A 17661-nucleotide genomic window follows, 5' to 3' on the forward strand; every position below is an offset into this window, starting at 1 on the left:
CGACAACGAGCCGTATCCGGGTGAAGGGATCAATCGAATGCGCGTAGTAGCCGAGGTGCTGGTCGGCCTGGTGGCGTTGCTGCACATCTACATCCTGGTCATGGAGATGTTCCTGTGGACCACGCCGCGGGTGCGCGCGTCGTTCGGCAGCACCGCCGAATTCGCCGAGCAGACCAAGGTTTTGGCCGCCAACCAGGGGCTGTACAACGGCTTCCTGGCAGCCGGTCTGATCTGGGGCATCATCGCCTCGGACCCGGTCGGATTCGCCGCGATGATCTTCTTCACCGCATGCGTCGTCGTCGCCGGAATCTACGGTGCGGCGACCGCGAACCGTCGGATCCTGTTCGTTCAGGCGCTGCCCGGCGCGATCGCCTTGGTCGCTGTCCTGATCGCGGGCAGCGACTAACGCTTGCCGAACCGTCGACGCGCGCGAACTCGCTCGACGGCCGTGGACCAGGGACAGCTTCGCGATGGCGATCGCCTCCCGCACCACGGCGCGCGGATCGGCGGGCACGCCCGCGGCGGTGACGATCTTTCCGTCGCACACGATTCGTTCCTCGGCACGTAGTTGCGCGCCGAGCGCCTTCAGCGCCGACAAACCGAGCCAGTGCGATGTCGCGGGCTTACCCTTCAGGATCCCGGCGGCGAGGATCGGCAATCAGGTGCATATCGAGATGGTCCAGGTCGAGGTCTCGTGCACCTGACGCAGCCAGGAAGCGGCTTTTCGTCGGCCGCCTTAACCGCAGTCGCGGGACCCGAGCCGCCGATGAGCACGATATCGGGCGAGGCCGCTCTCGACGCCCAGGGGCATATCCAGCACCAGGCTCGCCAGTCGAGCGGCGGTCTAGACGCCCCCAAACGGCAGCAAGCCCGGCGAAGACCGGGGCTAGCCCGTGATATCGCGGCCGATGGCGGACCGGCGCCTGAGCGGGCACGATCGAGATAGCACCGCCGAATGATCAATCGGAGGGATACGCATGCGCAGATTCATCGGGATCGTGATCGCCGTGCTGATGGTCGGCGCGATGGCCGGATGCGGCAGCGATTCCGGTTCGGTGCCGGTCGTCGTTACGAGCACCGCGCCGAGTACGCCGTCGGGTGCGCCGGATCTGGCCGCCGGGCAGGAGATCGCACGCGATATCGATGTGCCGTGGGGGATGGCCTTCCTGCCCGATGGCGGTGTGCTGATCTCGGAACGGGATACCGGCCGAATTCTTCGGGTGGTGCCCGGTCGCGCGCCTCAGCGGGTGTACGAGGTCCCGGGGGTGGTCGCGCGCGGCGAGGGTGGTCTGCTGGGGCTTGCGGTGGCCGCCGACTATGCCGAAACTCGGTATGTCTACGCGTATTTCACCGCTGCCGATGACAATCGGATCGTGCGATTCCGGCTCGATGGACAACCGGAGGTAATCTTCGACGGTATCGCCAAGGCCGAGTACCACAATGGCGGACGAATCGCATTCGGGCCCGATGGGATGTTGTATGTCGGAACCGGAGATGCGGGGCAAGGCAGCAGATCTCAGGATCCGGCGAACCCCAATGGCAAAATCCTTCGGCTGACACCCGATGGCGCTGCGGCACCGGACAATCCGACGCCCGGTTCGCCGGTTTACAGCCTCGGGCACCGCAATGTGCAAGGTCTGGCTTGGGATCGGCAGGGCCGACTCTTCGCCGCGGAGTTCGGTCAGAACGCGTTCGACGAGATCAATCTGATCGAGCCGGGGCGTAATTACGGCTGGCCGATCGTCGAAGGCAATGGCGGCACGGACCGGGGATTCATCGAACCCCAAGTCATTTGGAAACCTTCGGAGGCATCGCCGTCCGGCATTGCGATCGCCGGTGACACCCTCTATGTCGCGGCGCTACGCGGCGAGCGATTGTGGACGGTCCCGCTGCACGACGGCACGCTGGGCACACCACAGTCCCGGCTGCCGGACCTGGGCCGCCTGCGCACGGTGGTAATAGCCCCGGACGGCGCACTGTGGCTGACCACCTCCAACACGGACGGCCGCGGTGACGTCCGTGCCGGTGATGATCGGGTCATCCGCTTCCCGGCGCGCTGAGTTCGATTATTTGCCAACCTTTCCGACCGTGCGCAGATCGCGCCGCAGCAGTGTGGTCTCCCTGGCGTGGCCACGGCGGCCGAGAACTCGATACAACAGCCGAACGGGAGCCGGGATCGCTCGCACGAATTCCGACCATTCCCGCTCATCGGCCTCCTCGGCGATATGACCGAGGAATACCAGGGCGCGTCCCTTCGAAAACGACGCCATACCGCGCTTGCCGAGCTCGGCCCACTCCGAGGCGGTCAAGGTCTCGGCCACGATCGGCAGTACCGAATCTTCCTTCAGGCGAAGATGTTCGGTGAGCTCCGCATGTAGTCGGCGTAGTCCATCGACCAGCAGATCCGCCGTTTCCGCGCCGCCCTGATGTTCCCATTCGGACAGTTCCGAATCGACGCGCCGCATGGTCGCATCGATCTGTTCGTGCTGAATCTGTATGCGATCGATGAGTGCCGAATCAACCTCCGCCGAAAGCAGTTTCGGCCATATCAGCTCGTGCTCATTGCTGTGATAATGATGCAGGGCGGCAAGCATCTCGCGCGCATGCGCACTCACTCGCGTCACCTGTTCGGTATCAGTGGGTGCGGTGGCCTCGACAATTTCTGCCAGCAAACGGAATTCGCGATGGAAGACACGGTGCACGAGCACCATGTCGTGGGTTTTACAGCCCGGTGCCTGGGCGGCCCGGCGGCTCATAATTCCTGCTCCAACGCAGATAGAAGATCCCCGATAGTCATTTAGTTCCTCCCGATACTAAATGCACTCCTGTGCAATAAGTGCAACTTAGTATAGTTTTGGCCGAGGCAGCACTGTCAAGATGGCACTCGGAGGACAAGCAGCGAATGACCGAGCACCGCGCCCGGGTCGGCGAGACCACCCAGGTCGAGGAAACCGCCCAGCTCACATCGGGGCGCGTCGCCCAGCGCCGACGCACCCGCAAAGCGATCGTCGACGCGTCTATGACACTGTTGAATCGCGGTATCGAGCCCTCGGTCAATGACATCGCCGCCGCCGCGGACGTGTCCCGACGCACTGTGTATCTGCATTTCCCCACGCTCGACCAGTTGATGCTCGATGCCACCGTCGGCGTGCTCAGCGCGAAAACCGATGCGGCGCTGACGAATATCCATTCCCATGACCCACGGCTGCGCATCGCCGAATTGGTGCGGGCGATGGGTGCGGACATCATCGAACTCCTACCGATGGGTCGGCGGCTGGTGAAGCTCACCGTCGACCCGCCCACGGAGGACGCTCCGGGGCGCGGGCATCGTCGGGTGCATTGGATCGAATGGGCGCTCGAACCACTCCGGGACCGCATGTCCCAGCGGCAGTTCGATGATCTCGTGTCGAGTATTGCGCTGGTGGTGGGCTGGGAGGCATTCATCGTGCTGATCGACGTGCGTGGACTCGAGCCCGATGCCGCCGTCGACGTATGCGCCCGCACCGCAATGACTCTCGTGGATGCCGCGCTCCGCTCGCTCGAAAACTCATAGGCAGTAGCGCCGCATTCGGTCATTCTGTGGCGCTCGGCCATCGGTCCGCGGGAATGCGCTGTCCCAACCGCCAAACGGCCAGCGTCAGTGGGACGCCCGGACGGTAGGCCAGATGGGTGACCGAGGGGGCGTCGAGCACATGGAGATCGGCGCGCGCACCGACCTCGACGACCCCGACATCGTTGCGGCGCAATGCTTTCGCGCCTGCCGCAGTGGCCGCGTATACCGCTTCGGCGATCGAGAGACCCATTTGCAGAACGGCCGTTGCTACGCAGTAGGCCATCGACGTGGTGTAAGAGCTGCCCGGGTTGGCGTTGGTGGCCAGGGCGACCGTCGCGCCCGCGTCGAGCAGGGCGCGGGCGGGGGCGAGGGCCTGTCGGGTGGACAGGTCGCAGGCGGGCAGGACGGTGGCGACGGTGTCCGAGGCGGCAAGGGCCTCGATATCGGCTTCGGTGAGGTAGGTGCAGTGATCGACGCTGGCCGCGCCGTGGCGGACCGCGAGTTGCGCACCGGGACCGGTGCCCAATTGGTTACCGTGCACGCGTAGACCGAGTCCGCGTGCGGCGGCGGCGCGCAGGACCCGATCGGACTGGTCCTCGTCGAAAGCGCCTGTTTCGCAGAAGACATCGGCCCAGCGCACATGCGGTGCGACCGCGTTGAGCATATCCCCGCAGACCAGGTCGACGTAGGCTTCGGCGTCGGCACCGGGCGGTACCAGGTGCGCGCCGAGGTAGGTCGCCTCGTCGGCGATGGCGGCGGCGATGCGGGCCGAGCGCGCCTCGTCCGGCACGCTGAGACCGTATCCGGTTTTGGTCTCCAGGCAGGTCGTGCCCTGGCGGTAGGCCTCGGTGACGTGGCGGCGCAGGTTGGCCGAAAGCTGTTCGTCGGAGGCACTTCTGGTGGCGGCGACGGTCGTCGCGATGCCACCGGCACGGTAGGGCTGACCGGCCATTCTGGCCTCGAATTCCGCCGTGCGATCACCGGCGAAGACCAGGTGGGTGTGGCTGTCGACCCATCCGGGCAGCGCGGCGCGGCCGCCGATATCGACACGATCATCGGCGGCGGGTGCGGAATTCGCCGGGCCGATCCAGGCGAAGCGCTCACCCTCGAGCACCACCGCGGCGTCGTGCAGCGTGCCGTCCGGTGTGTTGGTGGTCAGTTCACCGATTCCGGTGATGAGGGTCGACACGGTGCCCTTTCTGTCGGTGGAATTCCGGGTCACTGCGAGCTGTCATTGCGAATACAAGGCGCGAATCTCCTCTCGCAGAACGTTTTCGGGGTGTTCCACGAGGACATGGCGGCCCTCGGCGACGACCTGTCGCCCGGCTATCAGCACCTCGCGGATATCGGTGGCCGAGGCGGCGAACAATGCGGCCGCGGGTTCGGTGCCCGCGGTGCGGATCGAGTCGAGATCGATGGTGACCAGGTCGGCCGCCGCACCCGATTCGATGCGGCCGGCTTCCGGCCAGCCGATCGACGCGTGATCTGTTGCCGCACTGAACAACTCCGCGATCTCGAATTGTCCGCGGCTGCGTGAGGCGAGCCGTTCGTTCAACTCCAGTGCCCGCCACTCTTCGAAACCGTCGACGATCGCATGACTGTCAGTGCCGAGACACAGCCGGACTCCCGCATCGAGCAGTTCGCGGGCGGGGCCGATTCCGTCGCCGAGATCGCGTTCGGTGGTCGGGCAGAAGCATGCCCGCGACCGTGCGTCGGCCAGCATCTGGATGTCGGCGGTGCTCATATGTGTGGCATGCACGGCTACCGTATCCGGCCCGAGCAATCCTGCCTCAGCTAGTAGTGCGGTCGGCGTAAGTCCGTGTGCGGCAAGGCAGTCACGATTCTCGGCGGGTTGTTCGGAGAGGTGGACGTGCACCGGCCGACCGTCGGCCTGTCGGGCGACCACCGCCAGTGCCGCTGGCGGCACCGCGCGCACCGAATGCGCGGCAACGCCGGTGCGCACCAGCTCCGACTCTGGTTTGAACGCGGCGGCGCGCTCCGCCCAGGCCGCCGCGTCACCGTCACTGAAGCGCCGCTGATGTTCGTCGGGCTCCTGTCCGAATCCGCCACTGAGATAACAGGTATCGAGCAGGGTGAGCCGAATTCCGGCGTCCTGCGCTGCGGCGGACAGGGCCGCGCTCATCGCATTCGGATCGGCATAGGCCACCCCGCCCGGCGCGTGATGCAGATAGTGGAATTCGCCGACGCTGGTGTATCCGGCCAGGGCCATCTCCGCGTAGACCCCGCGTGCGAGCCGGTAGTAGGAGTCGGGATCCAGCCGATCGGCGACCGCGTACATCCGTTCCCGCCACGTCCAGAACGAGCCCCGATCGTGGTGGGTGCGTCCGCGCAGGGCGCGATGGAAGGCATGGGAGTGCGCATTCGCGAAACCGGGAACGGTCAAGCCGCGCAATATACTTCCGCTCGGCTCGGTATCCTTGGTCACCGCGCGGATGGTCGATCCGGCGACATCGATTGTCACCCGTTCGGCCAATCCGTCCGGTAGCCAGGCGTATTCGGCCCAATATGCGTTCATCGGTGCCGAACTCCGCACCGCACGCGGCGCTTGGTGCTCATTTCGCCAATTCCTCGAGCACGCGAGCCAGGCTCGCCGCACCGAAGTCCACATCCGCGGGTTCCGAATACTCCTGCGGCGCATGGCTGATGCCGGTCGGGTTGCGCACGTAGAGCATGCCGGACGGCACGTGGGCCGCAAGGATGCCCGCATCGTGCCCCGCTCCGGTGGGTAGGGCGGGCACACCGCCCAGCACTGTGTCCATTCGGCCGCGCAGTGTCGCGTCGAAAACGACGTCGTCCGAATAGGATTCCTCGGTCACGGTGACCTCGCAGCCCTCGGCAGTGGCGGCCTCGCGGGCGAATCCGGCGATATCCTCGACCAGCGCGGCGGTGCGTCCCTCTCCGGCGACGCGCGCGTCCAGCCACAGATCCACAGTCGAGGCGATGACATTTGTGCCGCCCGGCGTGGGTATCAACTTGCCGACGGTCGCCCTGGCATCGTCAGTGGCGGCGGCAACCCGGCGGGCGGCTGCGATCACGGCGGCCGCGGGCAGCATCGGATCATGACGGTCGGGCATGCGGGTCGCACCGGCGTGATTGCCCTGGCCGGTGAAGGAGAACCGGTAGCGTCCGTGCGCGATGATGCTACTGCCGGTGGCGACCGGGCTGTCCAGATCGATCAGCCCGCGGCCCTGTTCGACATGCAATTCGACGAAGCAGCCGATACTGGCGAGCGCCTCGGGATCAGCGCCGAATCGATCCGGGTCCTGTCCCGCTTTGCCCGCGGCCTCGGCGAAGGTGATTCCGGCGGCGTCGCGCAGCCCGCGAGCCCGGTCGGCATCGATGGCACCGGTGAGCAGTCTCGACCCCAGGCATGGCACCCCGAAACGTCCACCCTCTTCCTCCGCGAATACCAGTAGTGCGAGCGGCTTCGCGGGAGTGAAACCCTTGGCGCGCAAGATATCCACGGCGGCGAGTGCGCTCGTGACCCCGAGCGGGCCGTCGAACGCGCCCCCGCCGGGCACCGAGTCCAGATGACTCCCCGTCACCACCGCGCCGGAACCTTGCCTGCCCCACCACGCCCAGATGTTGCCGTTGCGGTCGGTCGTCACATCAAGACCGCGCCGGGCTGCCTGCTCGATGAACCAGTCCCGTAATTCCAGCTCGGCCCGATCGAAGGCGTGCCGAGAGTATCCGCCGCGCCGTGCGTCCCGGCCGACATCGGCGATTTCGGCGAGCAGACCGTTCGCTGTCATTTGTTCTCCTGCATGGGGATTCGCACGCCACGCTGCTCGGCGACCGCGCTGGCTCGCTCGTATCCGGCATCCACATGCCGAATGACGCCCATACCGGGGTCATTGGTGAGCACCCGCTCGATTTTCTGCCCGGCCAACGCGGTTCCGTCGGCGACACAGACCTGTCCGGCGTGGATGGACCGGCCCATGCCCACGCCACCGCCATGATGGATGGATACCCAACTCGCGCCCGAGGCCGTGTTGACCAGCGCATTGAGCAGCGGCCAGTCGGCAATGGCATCGGATCCATCGGCCATTGCCTCGGTTTCGCGATACGGCGAGGCGACACTGCCGGAATCGAGGTGATCGCGGCCGATCACCACCGGAGCCCGCAGCTCGCCATTGGCGACCATTTCATTGAAGCGGAGACCGGCCAGATGCCGCTCGCCGTAGCCGAGCCAGCAGATGCGAGCCGGAAGTCCCTGGAAGGCAACACGTTCCCCCGCCATGGTGATCCAGCGGCGCAGGGATTCGTTCTCCGGGAACAGTTCCAGCATGGCCCGGTCGGTCGCGGCGATATCCGCAGGGTCACCGGACAGCGCGGCCCAGCGGAACGGCCCCTTGCCCTCGCAGAACAAGGGTCGGATGTAGGCGGGCACGAAGCCGGGAAAGTCGAAGGCCCGTTCGCAGCCGCCGAGTTTCGCCTCGCCGCGCAGCGAATTGCCATAGTCGAAGACCTCGGCGCCACGATCGAGGAATCCGAGCATCGCATCGACGTGTTCGGCCATGGATTCGCGGGAGCGATCGGTGAATTCGTCGGGCTTCTTCGCGGCGTAATCGGCCCAGTCCTCCAATGCGACACCGCGCGGGAGGTACGCGAGGGGGTCGTGCGCCGAGGTCTGGTCGGTGACGATATCGATCTCGACACCTGCCGCCAGCAGCCTCGGCAGTACCTCGGCCGCATTGCCGATCAGCCCGACCGACAATGCCTTTCGCTCCTTGCGCGCCTTCGACACCCGACGTACCGCGTCCTCGAAATCGGTGGCGATCTCATCGAGATAGCGGTCGTGCACCCGACGCTCGGCACGCGCTGGATCGCATTCGACGACCAGTGCCGCCCCGCCGTTCATGGTGACCGCCAACGGCTGCGCACCGCCCATGCCGCCCAATCCCGCTGTGAGCGTGAGCGTTCCGGCGAGCGTGCCGCCGAAACGCTTATCGGCCACGGCGGCGAAGGTCTCGTAGGTACCCTGCAGAATGCCCTGGGTGCCGATATAGATCCACGAACCCGCGGTCATCTGCCCGTACATGGTGAGGCCGAGCGATTCCAATCTGCGGAATTCGGGCCAGGTCGCCCAGTCCCCCACCAGATTCGAATTGGCGATCAGCACCCGTGGCGCCCATTCGTGTGTCCGGAATACGCCAACGGGCTTGCCGGACTGGACCAACAGCGTCTCATCGGCCTCGAGCGTGGTGAGGGTGCGGGTGATCGCATCGAAGCTGGCCCAGTTCCGTGCGGCCTTACCGGTGCCGCCGTAGACCACCAAGTCCTGCGGGCGCTCGGCCACCTCGGGATCGAGATTGTTCTGCAGCATCCGCAGGGCGCCCTCGGTCTGCCAGTTCTTGGCCGTCAGTTGCGTGCCACGCGCCGCCCGCACTGTCCGCGTCATCGAATTTCCTCCATATCAACGAATTGGCCCTCCGGTGTCGCATAGCTAGTGGTGACCTCGCATGAGGTAGACCCTGTGCGCGAGCCTGATTCGCTATGCGGGAACCGGATCGCATCGGATGTCGGCAAGGGAACTCACCTTCCTGAGGTGCCGAGGTGGGGGGTGACCGCGGCGAGCAGTTCGCCGGAGCGGATCAGTTCTGCCGCGGTGGAGATTTCCGGGGCGAGGTGTCGGTCCGGCCCCGGGCCGTCTACCTCTGTGCGCAGCAACGCGAGTGCCGCCGCGGTGGCCGGAGCCGGACGCAGTGGTGCACGCAAATCCAATGCCCTTGCAGCCGTGAGGTATTCGATGGCGAGCACGGTGGCCAGACCGTCGACGGCGCTGCGTAGTTTGCGCGCGGCCGACCATCCCATCGACACGTGGTCTTCCTGCATCGCGCTGCTCGGAATGGAATCCACCGACGCGGGCATCGCGAGGCGCTTCAGTTCGCTGACGATTCCCGCCTGGGTGTACTGGGCGATCATGTGACCGGAATCGACACCCGGATCGGCGGCGAGGAAGGCCGGAAGACCGTGTGAGCGTGCGACATCCAGCATCCGGTCGGTGCGCCGCTCGGCCATGCTGGCGACATCGGCGACCGGAATGGCAAGGAAGTCCAGGACATACGCCACCGGAGCACCATGGAAGTTGCCGTTGGATTCCAGCCTGCCATCGGCCAGCACGACGGGATTGTCGATCGCCGAGGCCATTTCGCGCTCAGCGACCACCTCGGCGTGTGCGAGGGTGTCGCGGGCGGCACCGTGCACCTGCGGTGCGCAGCGCAACGAATACGCGTCCTGCACCCGGTTGCACTCCGGACCACGATGGCTGGCAACGATTTCCGATCCCGCGAGCGCGGCCGCCATACGCCGCGCCGATACCGCTTGCCCCGGATGCGGACGCAGCGCCTGCAGATCGGCGGCGAAGACCCGGTCGGTGCCGAGCAACGCCTCCACGCTCATGGCGGCGGTGATATCGGCGACGTCGAGCAATCGGCGCAGATCATTGATCGCGAGCGCCAGCATGCCGAGCATGCCGTCGGTGCCATTGGTGAGCGCGAGGCCTTCCTTCTCGGCGAGGATGAGCGGCTTGATTCCATTGGCGCGCAATGCCTCTGCCGCTGCAACCACATTGCCGGCGGAATCCGTGACCTCACCCTCCCCCATCAGAGCCAACGCCACCGCGGCCAGTGGCGCGAGATCGCCGGAGCAGCCGAGCGAGCCGAACTCGTGCACCACCGGCGTAATGCCCGCATTGATCAACGCGGCCAAGGTGAGCGCCGTCGTCGGTCGTACCCCGGTATGTCCGGTGGCCAGCGTGCGCAGCCGCAGCAGCATCATCGCCCGCACCACTTCGGTCTCGACCGCCGCACCCGCGCCAGCGGCATGTGAGCGGATCAGCGACCGCTGGAGCGCGGCCCGACTCTCCGGCGGAATGTGCCGGGTTGCCAGTGCGCCGAAACCGGTGGAGACGCCGTAGGTCGGGACCGTACCCGCGGCCAGCGCGTCGACGTGCTGGCGCGCATGGGTCAGCCGCTTCTCGGCGGCCTCGCTGAATCGGACCTCGGCGCCGTCGCGGGCTACGGCGACGATGCGTTCGACGGTCAGCGGCCCGTCCAGCTCCACGGGCGGTAACTGCGTGGTATCCGGCATAGGCCCATTCCACCGCCACGGAGGCGGGTGGAGAATGAGGCTGGGCCAGGTTCTGTCTGGTATCCGAGACAATCCGAGGAAGTGACATGGGAACGAGCAGCGATATCCCGGCGCTGCGGCGCGGCTTGGCCCTGCTACAGCTGATGGCGACCAGGGCCGGACCGGTCTCCGCATCCACGATCGCGCGTGAGCTGGACATTCCCCGCTCCACCACCTATCACCTGCTCGCGGAGTTGGAGCAGGCCCGCTTCGTCACCAGGCTGCCGGCCGAACGGCGCTACGGTCTCGGTATCGCCGCCTTCGAATTGGGTTCGGCGTATCTGCGCCACGATCCGCTGGAGCGGGTGGCCGGACCGTTGCTGCGCGAGTTGGCCGGACGGGTCGGGCACAACGCACACCTCGGCGTTCTGCACGGCAACGAACTGCTGTATCTGATCAAGGAGCGCCCGGCGCGCCCCGAAACTCTGGTGACCGATGTCGGCGTCCGCTTGCCCGCGCAGCTGACCGCGTCGGGCCGGGCGATCCTGGCGTATCTGCCCGCCGCCCATGTGCGCGCGCTGTTCCCGTCGGCCGCGGCCTTCGTGCGGCGCACCGACCGCGGACCGACCAGCCTCGCCGCACTGCGCACCATTCTGGCCGCCGAACGTCGGCGCGGCTGGGCGAGCGAGGACGGACATGTCACCGCGGGATTCGCCTCGGTCGCCTATCCGGCATTCGATCACGACCATCGGCCGATCGCGGCGATCAGCGTGACGCTGCGGCACCACTGCGAGCAGATCCCCTGTGCTGCCGATTGGTCCGGTCTCGCCGCCCAGGTGCGGTCCACCGCGGACGAGCTCACCCGCCGTATTGGTGGCCGGGTCAGCTGACCATCGCGAATATCTAGCAATCGAGATGAACTTCCAGTTCGTTGGACATCAACCGCGACACACCGATCGGCTACCAGGATTTCAGCAATCCGACAGTTACGCTGAGAGATCACCGATCGGGGCCACGCCTCACCGGTGACGCCCGACCAACAGTGCCGGATGGGGACAGGAGCTCGATGCGAACACCGATGCGCCGCCGCGCCCTGGCCGGGCTCGCGTTCATCGCGACCGCGCTACTGCTGCCCGGCATCACCATGCCGACCGCACAGGCGACCATCGCACCGTTCGGCCGGGAATTCCTCTGGGGCGTCGCATCATCGGGCTTCCAATCCGAAGGCCATGCACCGGACAGCAATTGGACCCGCTATATCGAATCCGGCAAGGCCGGGGACGACTACGAGAATTCGGTCGATTTCTATAAACGCTACATCTCCGATATCAATCTGGCCGCGCGCCTCGGGGTCCGGGTGTACCGAATCGGCATCGAATGGGCGCGGGTGCAGCCGCAACCCGATACCTGGGATGAGACGGCATTCGGCTTCTACGACAACGTGATAGCGCGCATCCTTGCCGCGGGTATGCGGCCGATGCTCACCCTGGATCACTGGGTGTATCCCGGTTGGGCCGCCGATCGAGGCGGCTGGCGCAATCCGGGCATGGTCGAGGATTGGCTGGCCAATATGCGAATGGTTGTGCACCGCTATGCCTCTCGCAACCCGCTGTGGGTCACCTTCAACGAGCCCGCCGCCTATATCGGCACAGAACTTCGCATCGGCGCGCTCACACCGGACGAGGCACCCGCGATGCTGGACCGAATCGCCCAGGCGCACAACGCGATCTACGACACCATCCATCAGAACCTGCCCGACGCCCAGGTCACCAGCAATCTCGGCTATGTCGCGGGTGCTGAGACCGAGGTGAATCAGCCGATCCTGGACCGCATCGCCGATAAGCTCGATTTCATCGGCGTCGACTACTATTTCGCGCCCCTGCCGGAAACGAACAAGGCGGTGCAAGGTGGTTCGAACGAGGGTCCGGCGATCTGGGAACTCCCGATTCACACTGAAGGCATCTACTACGCATTGCGCCATTACGCGCAATTATTTCCCGACCGCCCACTGTATGTCGTGGAGAACGGCATGCCCACCGAGGACGGTAAACCGCGCGCCGACGGCTACACCCGCGCCGACCACCTCCGCGACACCGTCTACTGGCTCCAACGCGCCAAGGCCGACGGCATGAACGTCGTCGGCTACAACTACTGGAGCCTGACCGACAACTACGAATGGGGCAGCTACACACCACGTTTCGGCCTCTACACCGTCGACGTCCGCACCGACCAGACCCTGGCCCGCCAACCCACCGACGCGGTCGAGGCCTACCGCGGCATCATCCAATCCGGCGGCGTCCCCACCAGCTACCACCCGACCCGCCCACCCGTCGAATGCGGCTTGGTCGACCCACCCGACAGCTGCGACGAAACCGTCGCCGTTCCCTGACCTGATATCCGCCGACGGTTCCACCCGGCTCCGCTATGTTTTCGTCTATGGGCGGTAGGTTGGCGCTGGTGGTGGGGTCCGAATGTGCCGCACTGCCCCGACTCGGCTTTCCCAGTGCGCTGGCCGCCGAGCTCTATGCAAATCTCAGCGCCGCGGGCGGCTGGCAACCTGCCACAACGCACCACGGGCCGGTGCTCGACCCGACTGCCGACGAATTGAACGCCGCCATCGAGGACGCGTTCGCCGCCGCCGCGGAGCAGCGGGCGACCCTGTTGATCAGCTTCGTCGGACACGGCGTGGCAACCGCCGGTGAGGATTTCTTCCTGCTCGCGCACGATTCACCGGAGTTCCCCCGCTCCCGCACCGCCTTCCACCTCACCCAGGGCATTAGGGAAAATCTCAACCGATCCACGCTCGACGGTCTGATCGTGCTCATCGATGCGTGTGAGAGCGCGCAGGGTGTACAGGGTGCGGCACGCCGCTGGACCGATATGCTCAACGGCTCGTCCGGACGGATGGAACTGCTCGTCGCTTCCGGTGACGGCCCCGCCTACGCGGGCTGTTTCACCCGGACCATAGTCGACACCTTCACCGGCGGTCTGCCGCTGCGCGGTGAGAACCTGCTGCCATCCGACCTGGTCCAACCCGTCAGCAACACATGCAAACGCCAACAACCACAACATCTTTCGTTCGCGGCCGGCGCATTGTCAACCAACACAAGCGGCGATCCCGGACTCTGGCTGGTGCCCAACGTCGCTCGGCGACGGGATGCGGTAACCGGCCGTCCCGCGGCTGGATTCGTCGACCAGCTCACCCGTCAACTGTTGCTGACCGATGTCATTCGTGAGCGTCTCGCGGAGATCGTCGAAACCGGGGGCCGCCGACTTCGCGCCGTCGTCGGTCCGGCGGGGTCGGGGAAGTCCACGCTGATGGCAATGCTCGTTCGACCGAGCCTGGTCGACGAACTGCCAATCGCACCCGAATATGTCACGGCGGCAGTGTTTCTCACAGTCGGCAGCTCGATCGAAGCGGTGACCGGCGAACTTGCCGCGCAGCTGTCCGGCCGAGTTCCCGGTTTCACCGAGGCTGCTCGTAGCGTCGATGAGGCCGACGACGCCGAACGCGACCTATTCGATATCGAGATCCAGCGGCCGCTGGCCCGGCTCCGCACACCCGGCCGCCGGATCACCATCGTCTTCGACGGTATGGATCAACCCGCGGCCGGAATCCGGGAACAGCTCGTCCGGCACGTCGCCGACCTGACGCGCGGCGACGAATTCACCCATGTGCGAGTTATTCTCGGAATACGCGAGGGCACCGGCGTCGCGGAACTGCCGGAGTTCGCACACCTGCACCGCATCGAACTGCTGCCGCCGAGTGCCGAGGACATTGCCGCCCTGGTGTTCGAATCCATTCGGCACCAACGCGGAACGGCCGATCCGCAGATGTGGGTGCGCTGGATCGATGCCTTGCTCGCGGAAACGCCCACCAGCTTTTCCGCGGAAAACCCGATCATCGGCCATTCGCGCACACTCACGGGCGGGTGGTTGCTGGCCCGGCTGCTCATCGAGGTCCACTCCAGCATCACCGACCAGGAGATCGCCGCTGGAGTCGGGCTCGAAACCATTGTGCTGCATCGTGTTCACGGTGCGCTGGACGCTGCGGATCCCGATACGGCCGAGGTGCTCGGGGCCTTGCTCGCCATTCTGGTCGCGGCCGGAGCCGGTCCGGTGTTGCCGATCGAATTGCTCGAATCCGCGCTCGCGCAGTGGGTTTCCGGATTGCATGCGGCCGTGCTCCGTGACCTCGTCGTAGAGCTGGGCGTGCTGGTCACTCGCAGTCGGCCAGGTACCGCGCGCGAGTCGCTGGGAATCGCGCACGGTGCGCTGCTCCCGGCGCTGGCGGCCGAGGCCGAGCGGCTCGACTGGCCGATCAGCGAGGGGCATGGCGCGATCGCGGCGGCAATCAGTACCGCGGTCCACTCGGCGGTCGACGGTGGAATCGAGATCAACGAGCAATCGGTCGAATACATCCGCGGCTCGGGTGCCCGGCATTACCTCGGACACGGCGACGCCGATACGGCAAAAGAGTTGCTCCTCGGATTGGAAACAGTTCGCCCAGCGATAAATCGCGATATGTACGCCGCGTGGCTGCCATCGTTTATCGAGGCGTGTGGTCTCGACGACCCGGTCACACTGACCATCCGGCACCAGCTCGCCTATTGGCGTGGCCGAAGCGGCGACCTTTGCGCAGCGGTCGCCGAGCTCGACGAAGTGCTGATCGACGAATCGCGCGTACTCGGCAACGATGATCCCAGGACCTTGACCACCCGCCACAACCTGGCCAATATGCGCACTCTGTATGAGGTCGCCGAAGCGGCACACATCCCGATGAGCTGGTTCGGTCTGGACGACACCGCCGCGCGCGCCATCGCACGAGCCATCTCCGAATTGGAGCAGCTACTGCCTGAGCAAATACGCATTCTCGGCGCCGATCATCCGGATACCCTCACCACCCGCGATAGCCTCGCCCACTGGTACAGCAAAAATGACGAACCGGCCAAGGCCGCCGTCGAATACGAACGGATTCTCGCCGATCAATCTGCGGTATTGGGCCCGGATCACCCCCTAACGCTGTCCACCCGCCACAACATCGCTTACTGGCACGGCGAAAACGATGACATCCCAAAGGCAATCGCCGAACTCGAACGCCTCTTGGCCGACCAACTGCGTGTACTCGGCCCCGACCACCCCGACACCCTGCAGACCCGTCACGGCATCGCCTACTGGCACACGGAGTCCGACGACTACGACCTCGCCATCGCCGAATTCGAGCGGCTGGCCATCGAGCGTGAGCGCGTCCTCGGCGCCGACCACATCGATACGCTCATCACCCGAAGCAATATCGCGGCGATGCGCGGTGGTCAGGATATGCGCCAGGCCATCGCCGAGAACGAACAACTGCTCGTCGACCAAGAGCGCATCCTCGGTTCAGATCATCCGGACACCCGCACTACCCGGGCTCGTCTTGGGTTCCTGCGACAGCAAATTGGTTCGGATTCACTCGAGCAGGATTCGAGCGACTGACGAGATTGCGCGACACCAGAGACACCAGCGTGCCGCAACCGCCACACCGACGAGGTAGGCAGCGAGCTGCGGTGAACGGCGTGTCAGTTCGACACCGAAGAACCCGACGGCCGCGCCGAGCTGCACCAGATTTCGATAGCAACAGCAGGACTACCGGCCCGACCGGTAACCAGTGCGGCAGGTCATGCTTGGTCGGCATGACCGCGACGGTATCGGTCGGGCTTCGGCACTCTGCGGTCGGCTATTTCTTATCGGCGGTCAGCTGTCCGGCCGCGCCCCAGCTGTCGGCGGGGGTCTCGTGGATCCACACCTGTACGGTTTCGGCCGGAATCTGGTAGGCGTCGACGAAGGCGTCGGTGATCCGGCGGACCAGGTCCCGCTTGAGTTCGACAGTGCGGGGACCCTGCTGGACGGTGACGATGGGCATGACTGATCTCCTTACTGAAAATGGTTGCGACAGACCGCATCCGGGTGATTCCGGCTTGTTCGGCGGCCTGCTACAAGTTCACCCGAGCGAAGATCATCGACCAAGGGCCAGTTCGTTCGCGCAGCGATAACGAATGCTTATTGTCGGCGGCTCACTTCGCCAGGAGGTCGCGCAATAACCGCGAACTCGGCGAATCGGTCCCGGCTCGCAGCGCGACCGCGATGGGCAGGCTCAGGCCGCCATCGGCGAACGGGCGGAAGGCAACTCGTGGATTGTGCACCTGGTCGGCATTGGCGGCGTAGATCACCGTCCACATCGCGGCGGCGGTGCCGATCGCGGCCAAATTGTCCTGCAGCGTGGTGGCGGTCGGGGCCGGAACGGGCTCGAAACCCGCACGCTGACAAGACATCAGCACCAGATCCACCAGTGCCGGATGATTGCGCCGCTCGGTCATCCGCAAGGGCACCGAGGCCAGATCGGCCAAACGCACCGTCTCGTGCGCGGCCAGCGGATGCCGAGCCGGGAGCGCCGCGACGAGTGGGTCATCCCATGCGCGCAGGTACTCGAGGTCGGGAGTGTCCTCGGCGGCGGGCGCGCGCACGAAAGCCGCGTCCAATCGTCCGTCCGCTACCTGCGCCAACCGCTCACGCACCGGCAATGTGACCAACTCGATCCGCACCTGCGGAAGACGCTCGGCAAAGGCATCCAAAATGGTGTCCAGCCGCGCACCGAGTCCGGTGACCGTGCCGAGCCGGAACACCTCCGCCCGCGCACCGGCCAGATCGGCCACTGTTGCCCGCGCCTGATCGGCGGCGATCAGCACCCCGCGCGCGGCGGGCAGAAACCGTTGCCCGGCCTCCGTCAGCCGCACCCGGCGCGGCGACCGATCCAACAGCTGCACCTTCAACTCCCGCTCCAGCCGCCGTACCTGCTGACTCACCGCAGGTTGCGCGATATGCAGCCGCTCGGCCGCACGCCCGAAGTGCAGTTCCTCGGCCACGGTGACGAAATAGCGCAATTGGCGCAGCTCCATGGCGCGGGCTCCTCGACGTAGCGGTTTCTGTCGATCCATGAAACCAGCCACCACCCCAGCGCGCCGGGCAGCCGTCACCGA

15 protein-coding genes are annotated in these 17661 nt (G+C 65.9%); 7 read left to right on the forward strand and 8 right to left on the reverse strand.

Annotated elements, in window-relative coordinates; translation table 11 throughout:
* The first annotated feature begins 37 nt into the window (after positions 1-37).
* From ACQP1T_RS24135 to ACQP1T_RS24145, 3 genes are all read left to right on the forward strand, one after another.
* Positions 38-406 (forward strand): DUF1304 domain-containing protein, encoded by a 369-nt coding sequence (locus ACQP1T_RS24135; RefSeq protein WP_433755316.1) that lies wholly within the window; start codon positions 38-40, stop codon positions 404-406.
* A 64-nt stretch (positions 407-470) separates the two neighbouring features.
* A complete protein-coding gene (locus tag ACQP1T_RS24140; RefSeq protein WP_433755317.1) occupies positions 471-704 on the forward strand; it encodes a hypothetical protein in 234 nt (77 codons plus the stop codon).
* A 273-nt stretch (positions 705-977) separates the two neighbouring features.
* Positions 978-2060, forward strand: a complete 1083-nt coding sequence (locus ACQP1T_RS24145) for a PQQ-dependent sugar dehydrogenase (protein WP_433755318.1) — start codon at positions 978-980, stop codon at positions 2058-2060.
* A 6-nt stretch (positions 2061-2066) separates the two neighbouring features.
* On the opposite strand, the gene ACQP1T_RS24150 is transcribed toward ACQP1T_RS24145, so the two are convergent.
* A complete protein-coding gene (locus ACQP1T_RS24150) occupies positions 2067-2756 on the reverse strand; it encodes a hemerythrin domain-containing protein (RefSeq protein ID WP_433755319.1) in 690 nt (229 codons plus the stop codon).
* 146 nt (positions 2757-2902) lie between these two features.
* Here ACQP1T_RS24150 and ACQP1T_RS24155 point away from each other — a divergent pair, with 146 nt between their 5' ends.
* Entirely contained in the window at positions 2903-3553 is a 651-nt protein-coding gene (locus ACQP1T_RS24155; RefSeq protein WP_433755320.1) for a TetR/AcrR family transcriptional regulator, read from the forward strand.
* Between the two features lie 19 nt (positions 3554-3572).
* Here the strand turns inward: ACQP1T_RS24155 and hutI are convergent, their stop codons facing one another.
* The 5 genes from hutI to hutH form a co-directional block, all read right to left on the reverse strand.
* On the reverse strand, positions 3573-4742 hold the full coding sequence (gene hutI, locus ACQP1T_RS24160) for an imidazolonepropionase (RefSeq protein WP_433755321.1): 1170 nt from the start codon (positions 4740-4742) through the stop codon (positions 3573-3575).
* Positions 4743-4784: 42 nt separating this feature from the next.
* The gene (locus ACQP1T_RS24165) at positions 4785-6089 is read right to left on the reverse strand and encodes a formimidoylglutamate deiminase (RefSeq protein WP_433755322.1); all 1305 of its coding nucleotides are present in this window, start codon (positions 6087-6089) and stop codon (positions 4785-4787) included.
* 37 nt (positions 6090-6126) lie between these two features.
* Positions 6127-7326, reverse strand: a complete 1200-nt coding sequence (locus ACQP1T_RS24170) for an allantoate amidohydrolase (protein ID WP_433755323.1) — start codon at positions 7324-7326, stop codon at positions 6127-6129.
* On the reverse strand, positions 7323-8975 hold the full coding sequence (gene hutU / locus ACQP1T_RS24175; RefSeq protein WP_433755324.1) for a urocanate hydratase: 1653 nt from the start codon (positions 8973-8975) through the stop codon (positions 7323-7325). The genes ACQP1T_RS24170 and hutU overlap by 4 nt, the downstream gene beginning before the upstream one ends.
* Before the next feature lie 134 nt (positions 8976-9109).
* Complete coding sequence (gene hutH, locus ACQP1T_RS24180) at positions 9110-10666, reverse strand: histidine ammonia-lyase (RefSeq protein ID WP_433755325.1); 1557 nt, start codon at positions 10664-10666, stop codon at positions 9110-9112.
* An 86-nt stretch (positions 10667-10752) separates the two neighbouring features.
* On the opposite strand from hutH, the gene ACQP1T_RS24185 reads away from it, so the two are divergent.
* The 3 genes from ACQP1T_RS24185 to ACQP1T_RS24195 all read left to right on the forward strand — a co-directional run bounded on the left by ACQP1T_RS24185 (position 10753) and on the right by ACQP1T_RS24195 (position 16120).
* Positions 10753-11535: an IclR family transcriptional regulator gene (locus tag ACQP1T_RS24185; protein WP_433755326.1), complete on the forward strand. Its 783-nt coding sequence runs from the start codon at positions 10753-10755 to the stop codon at positions 11533-11535.
* Between the two features lie 176 nt (positions 11536-11711).
* A complete protein-coding gene (locus ACQP1T_RS24190; RefSeq protein WP_433755327.1) occupies positions 11712-13034 on the forward strand; it encodes a family 1 glycosylhydrolase in 1323 nt (440 codons plus the stop codon).
* 47 nt (positions 13035-13081) lie between these two features.
* On the forward strand, positions 13082-16120 hold the full coding sequence (locus tag ACQP1T_RS24195) for a tetratricopeptide repeat protein (RefSeq protein WP_433755328.1): 3039 nt from the start codon (positions 13082-13084) through the stop codon (positions 16118-16120).
* Between the two features lie 241 nt (positions 16121-16361).
* Here the strand turns inward: ACQP1T_RS24195 and dmpI are convergent, their stop codons facing one another.
* Both dmpI and ACQP1T_RS24205 read right to left on the reverse strand, forming a co-directional pair.
* Positions 16362-16547, reverse strand: coding sequence for a 4-oxalocrotonate tautomerase DmpI (gene dmpI / locus ACQP1T_RS24200; protein ID WP_040689632.1), 186 nt, complete (start codon positions 16545-16547; stop codon positions 16362-16364).
* 151 nt (positions 16548-16698) lie between these two features.
* Positions 16699-17580: a LysR substrate-binding domain-containing protein gene (locus tag ACQP1T_RS24205; RefSeq protein WP_433755329.1), complete on the reverse strand. Its 882-nt coding sequence runs from the start codon at positions 17578-17580 to the stop codon at positions 16699-16701.
* Between the last annotated feature and the right edge of the window lie 81 nt (positions 17581-17661).

Source organism: Nocardia sp. CA-135398, assembly GCF_050955845.1.
Taxonomy (GTDB): domain Bacteria; phylum Actinomycetota; class Actinomycetes; order Mycobacteriales; family Mycobacteriaceae; genus Nocardia.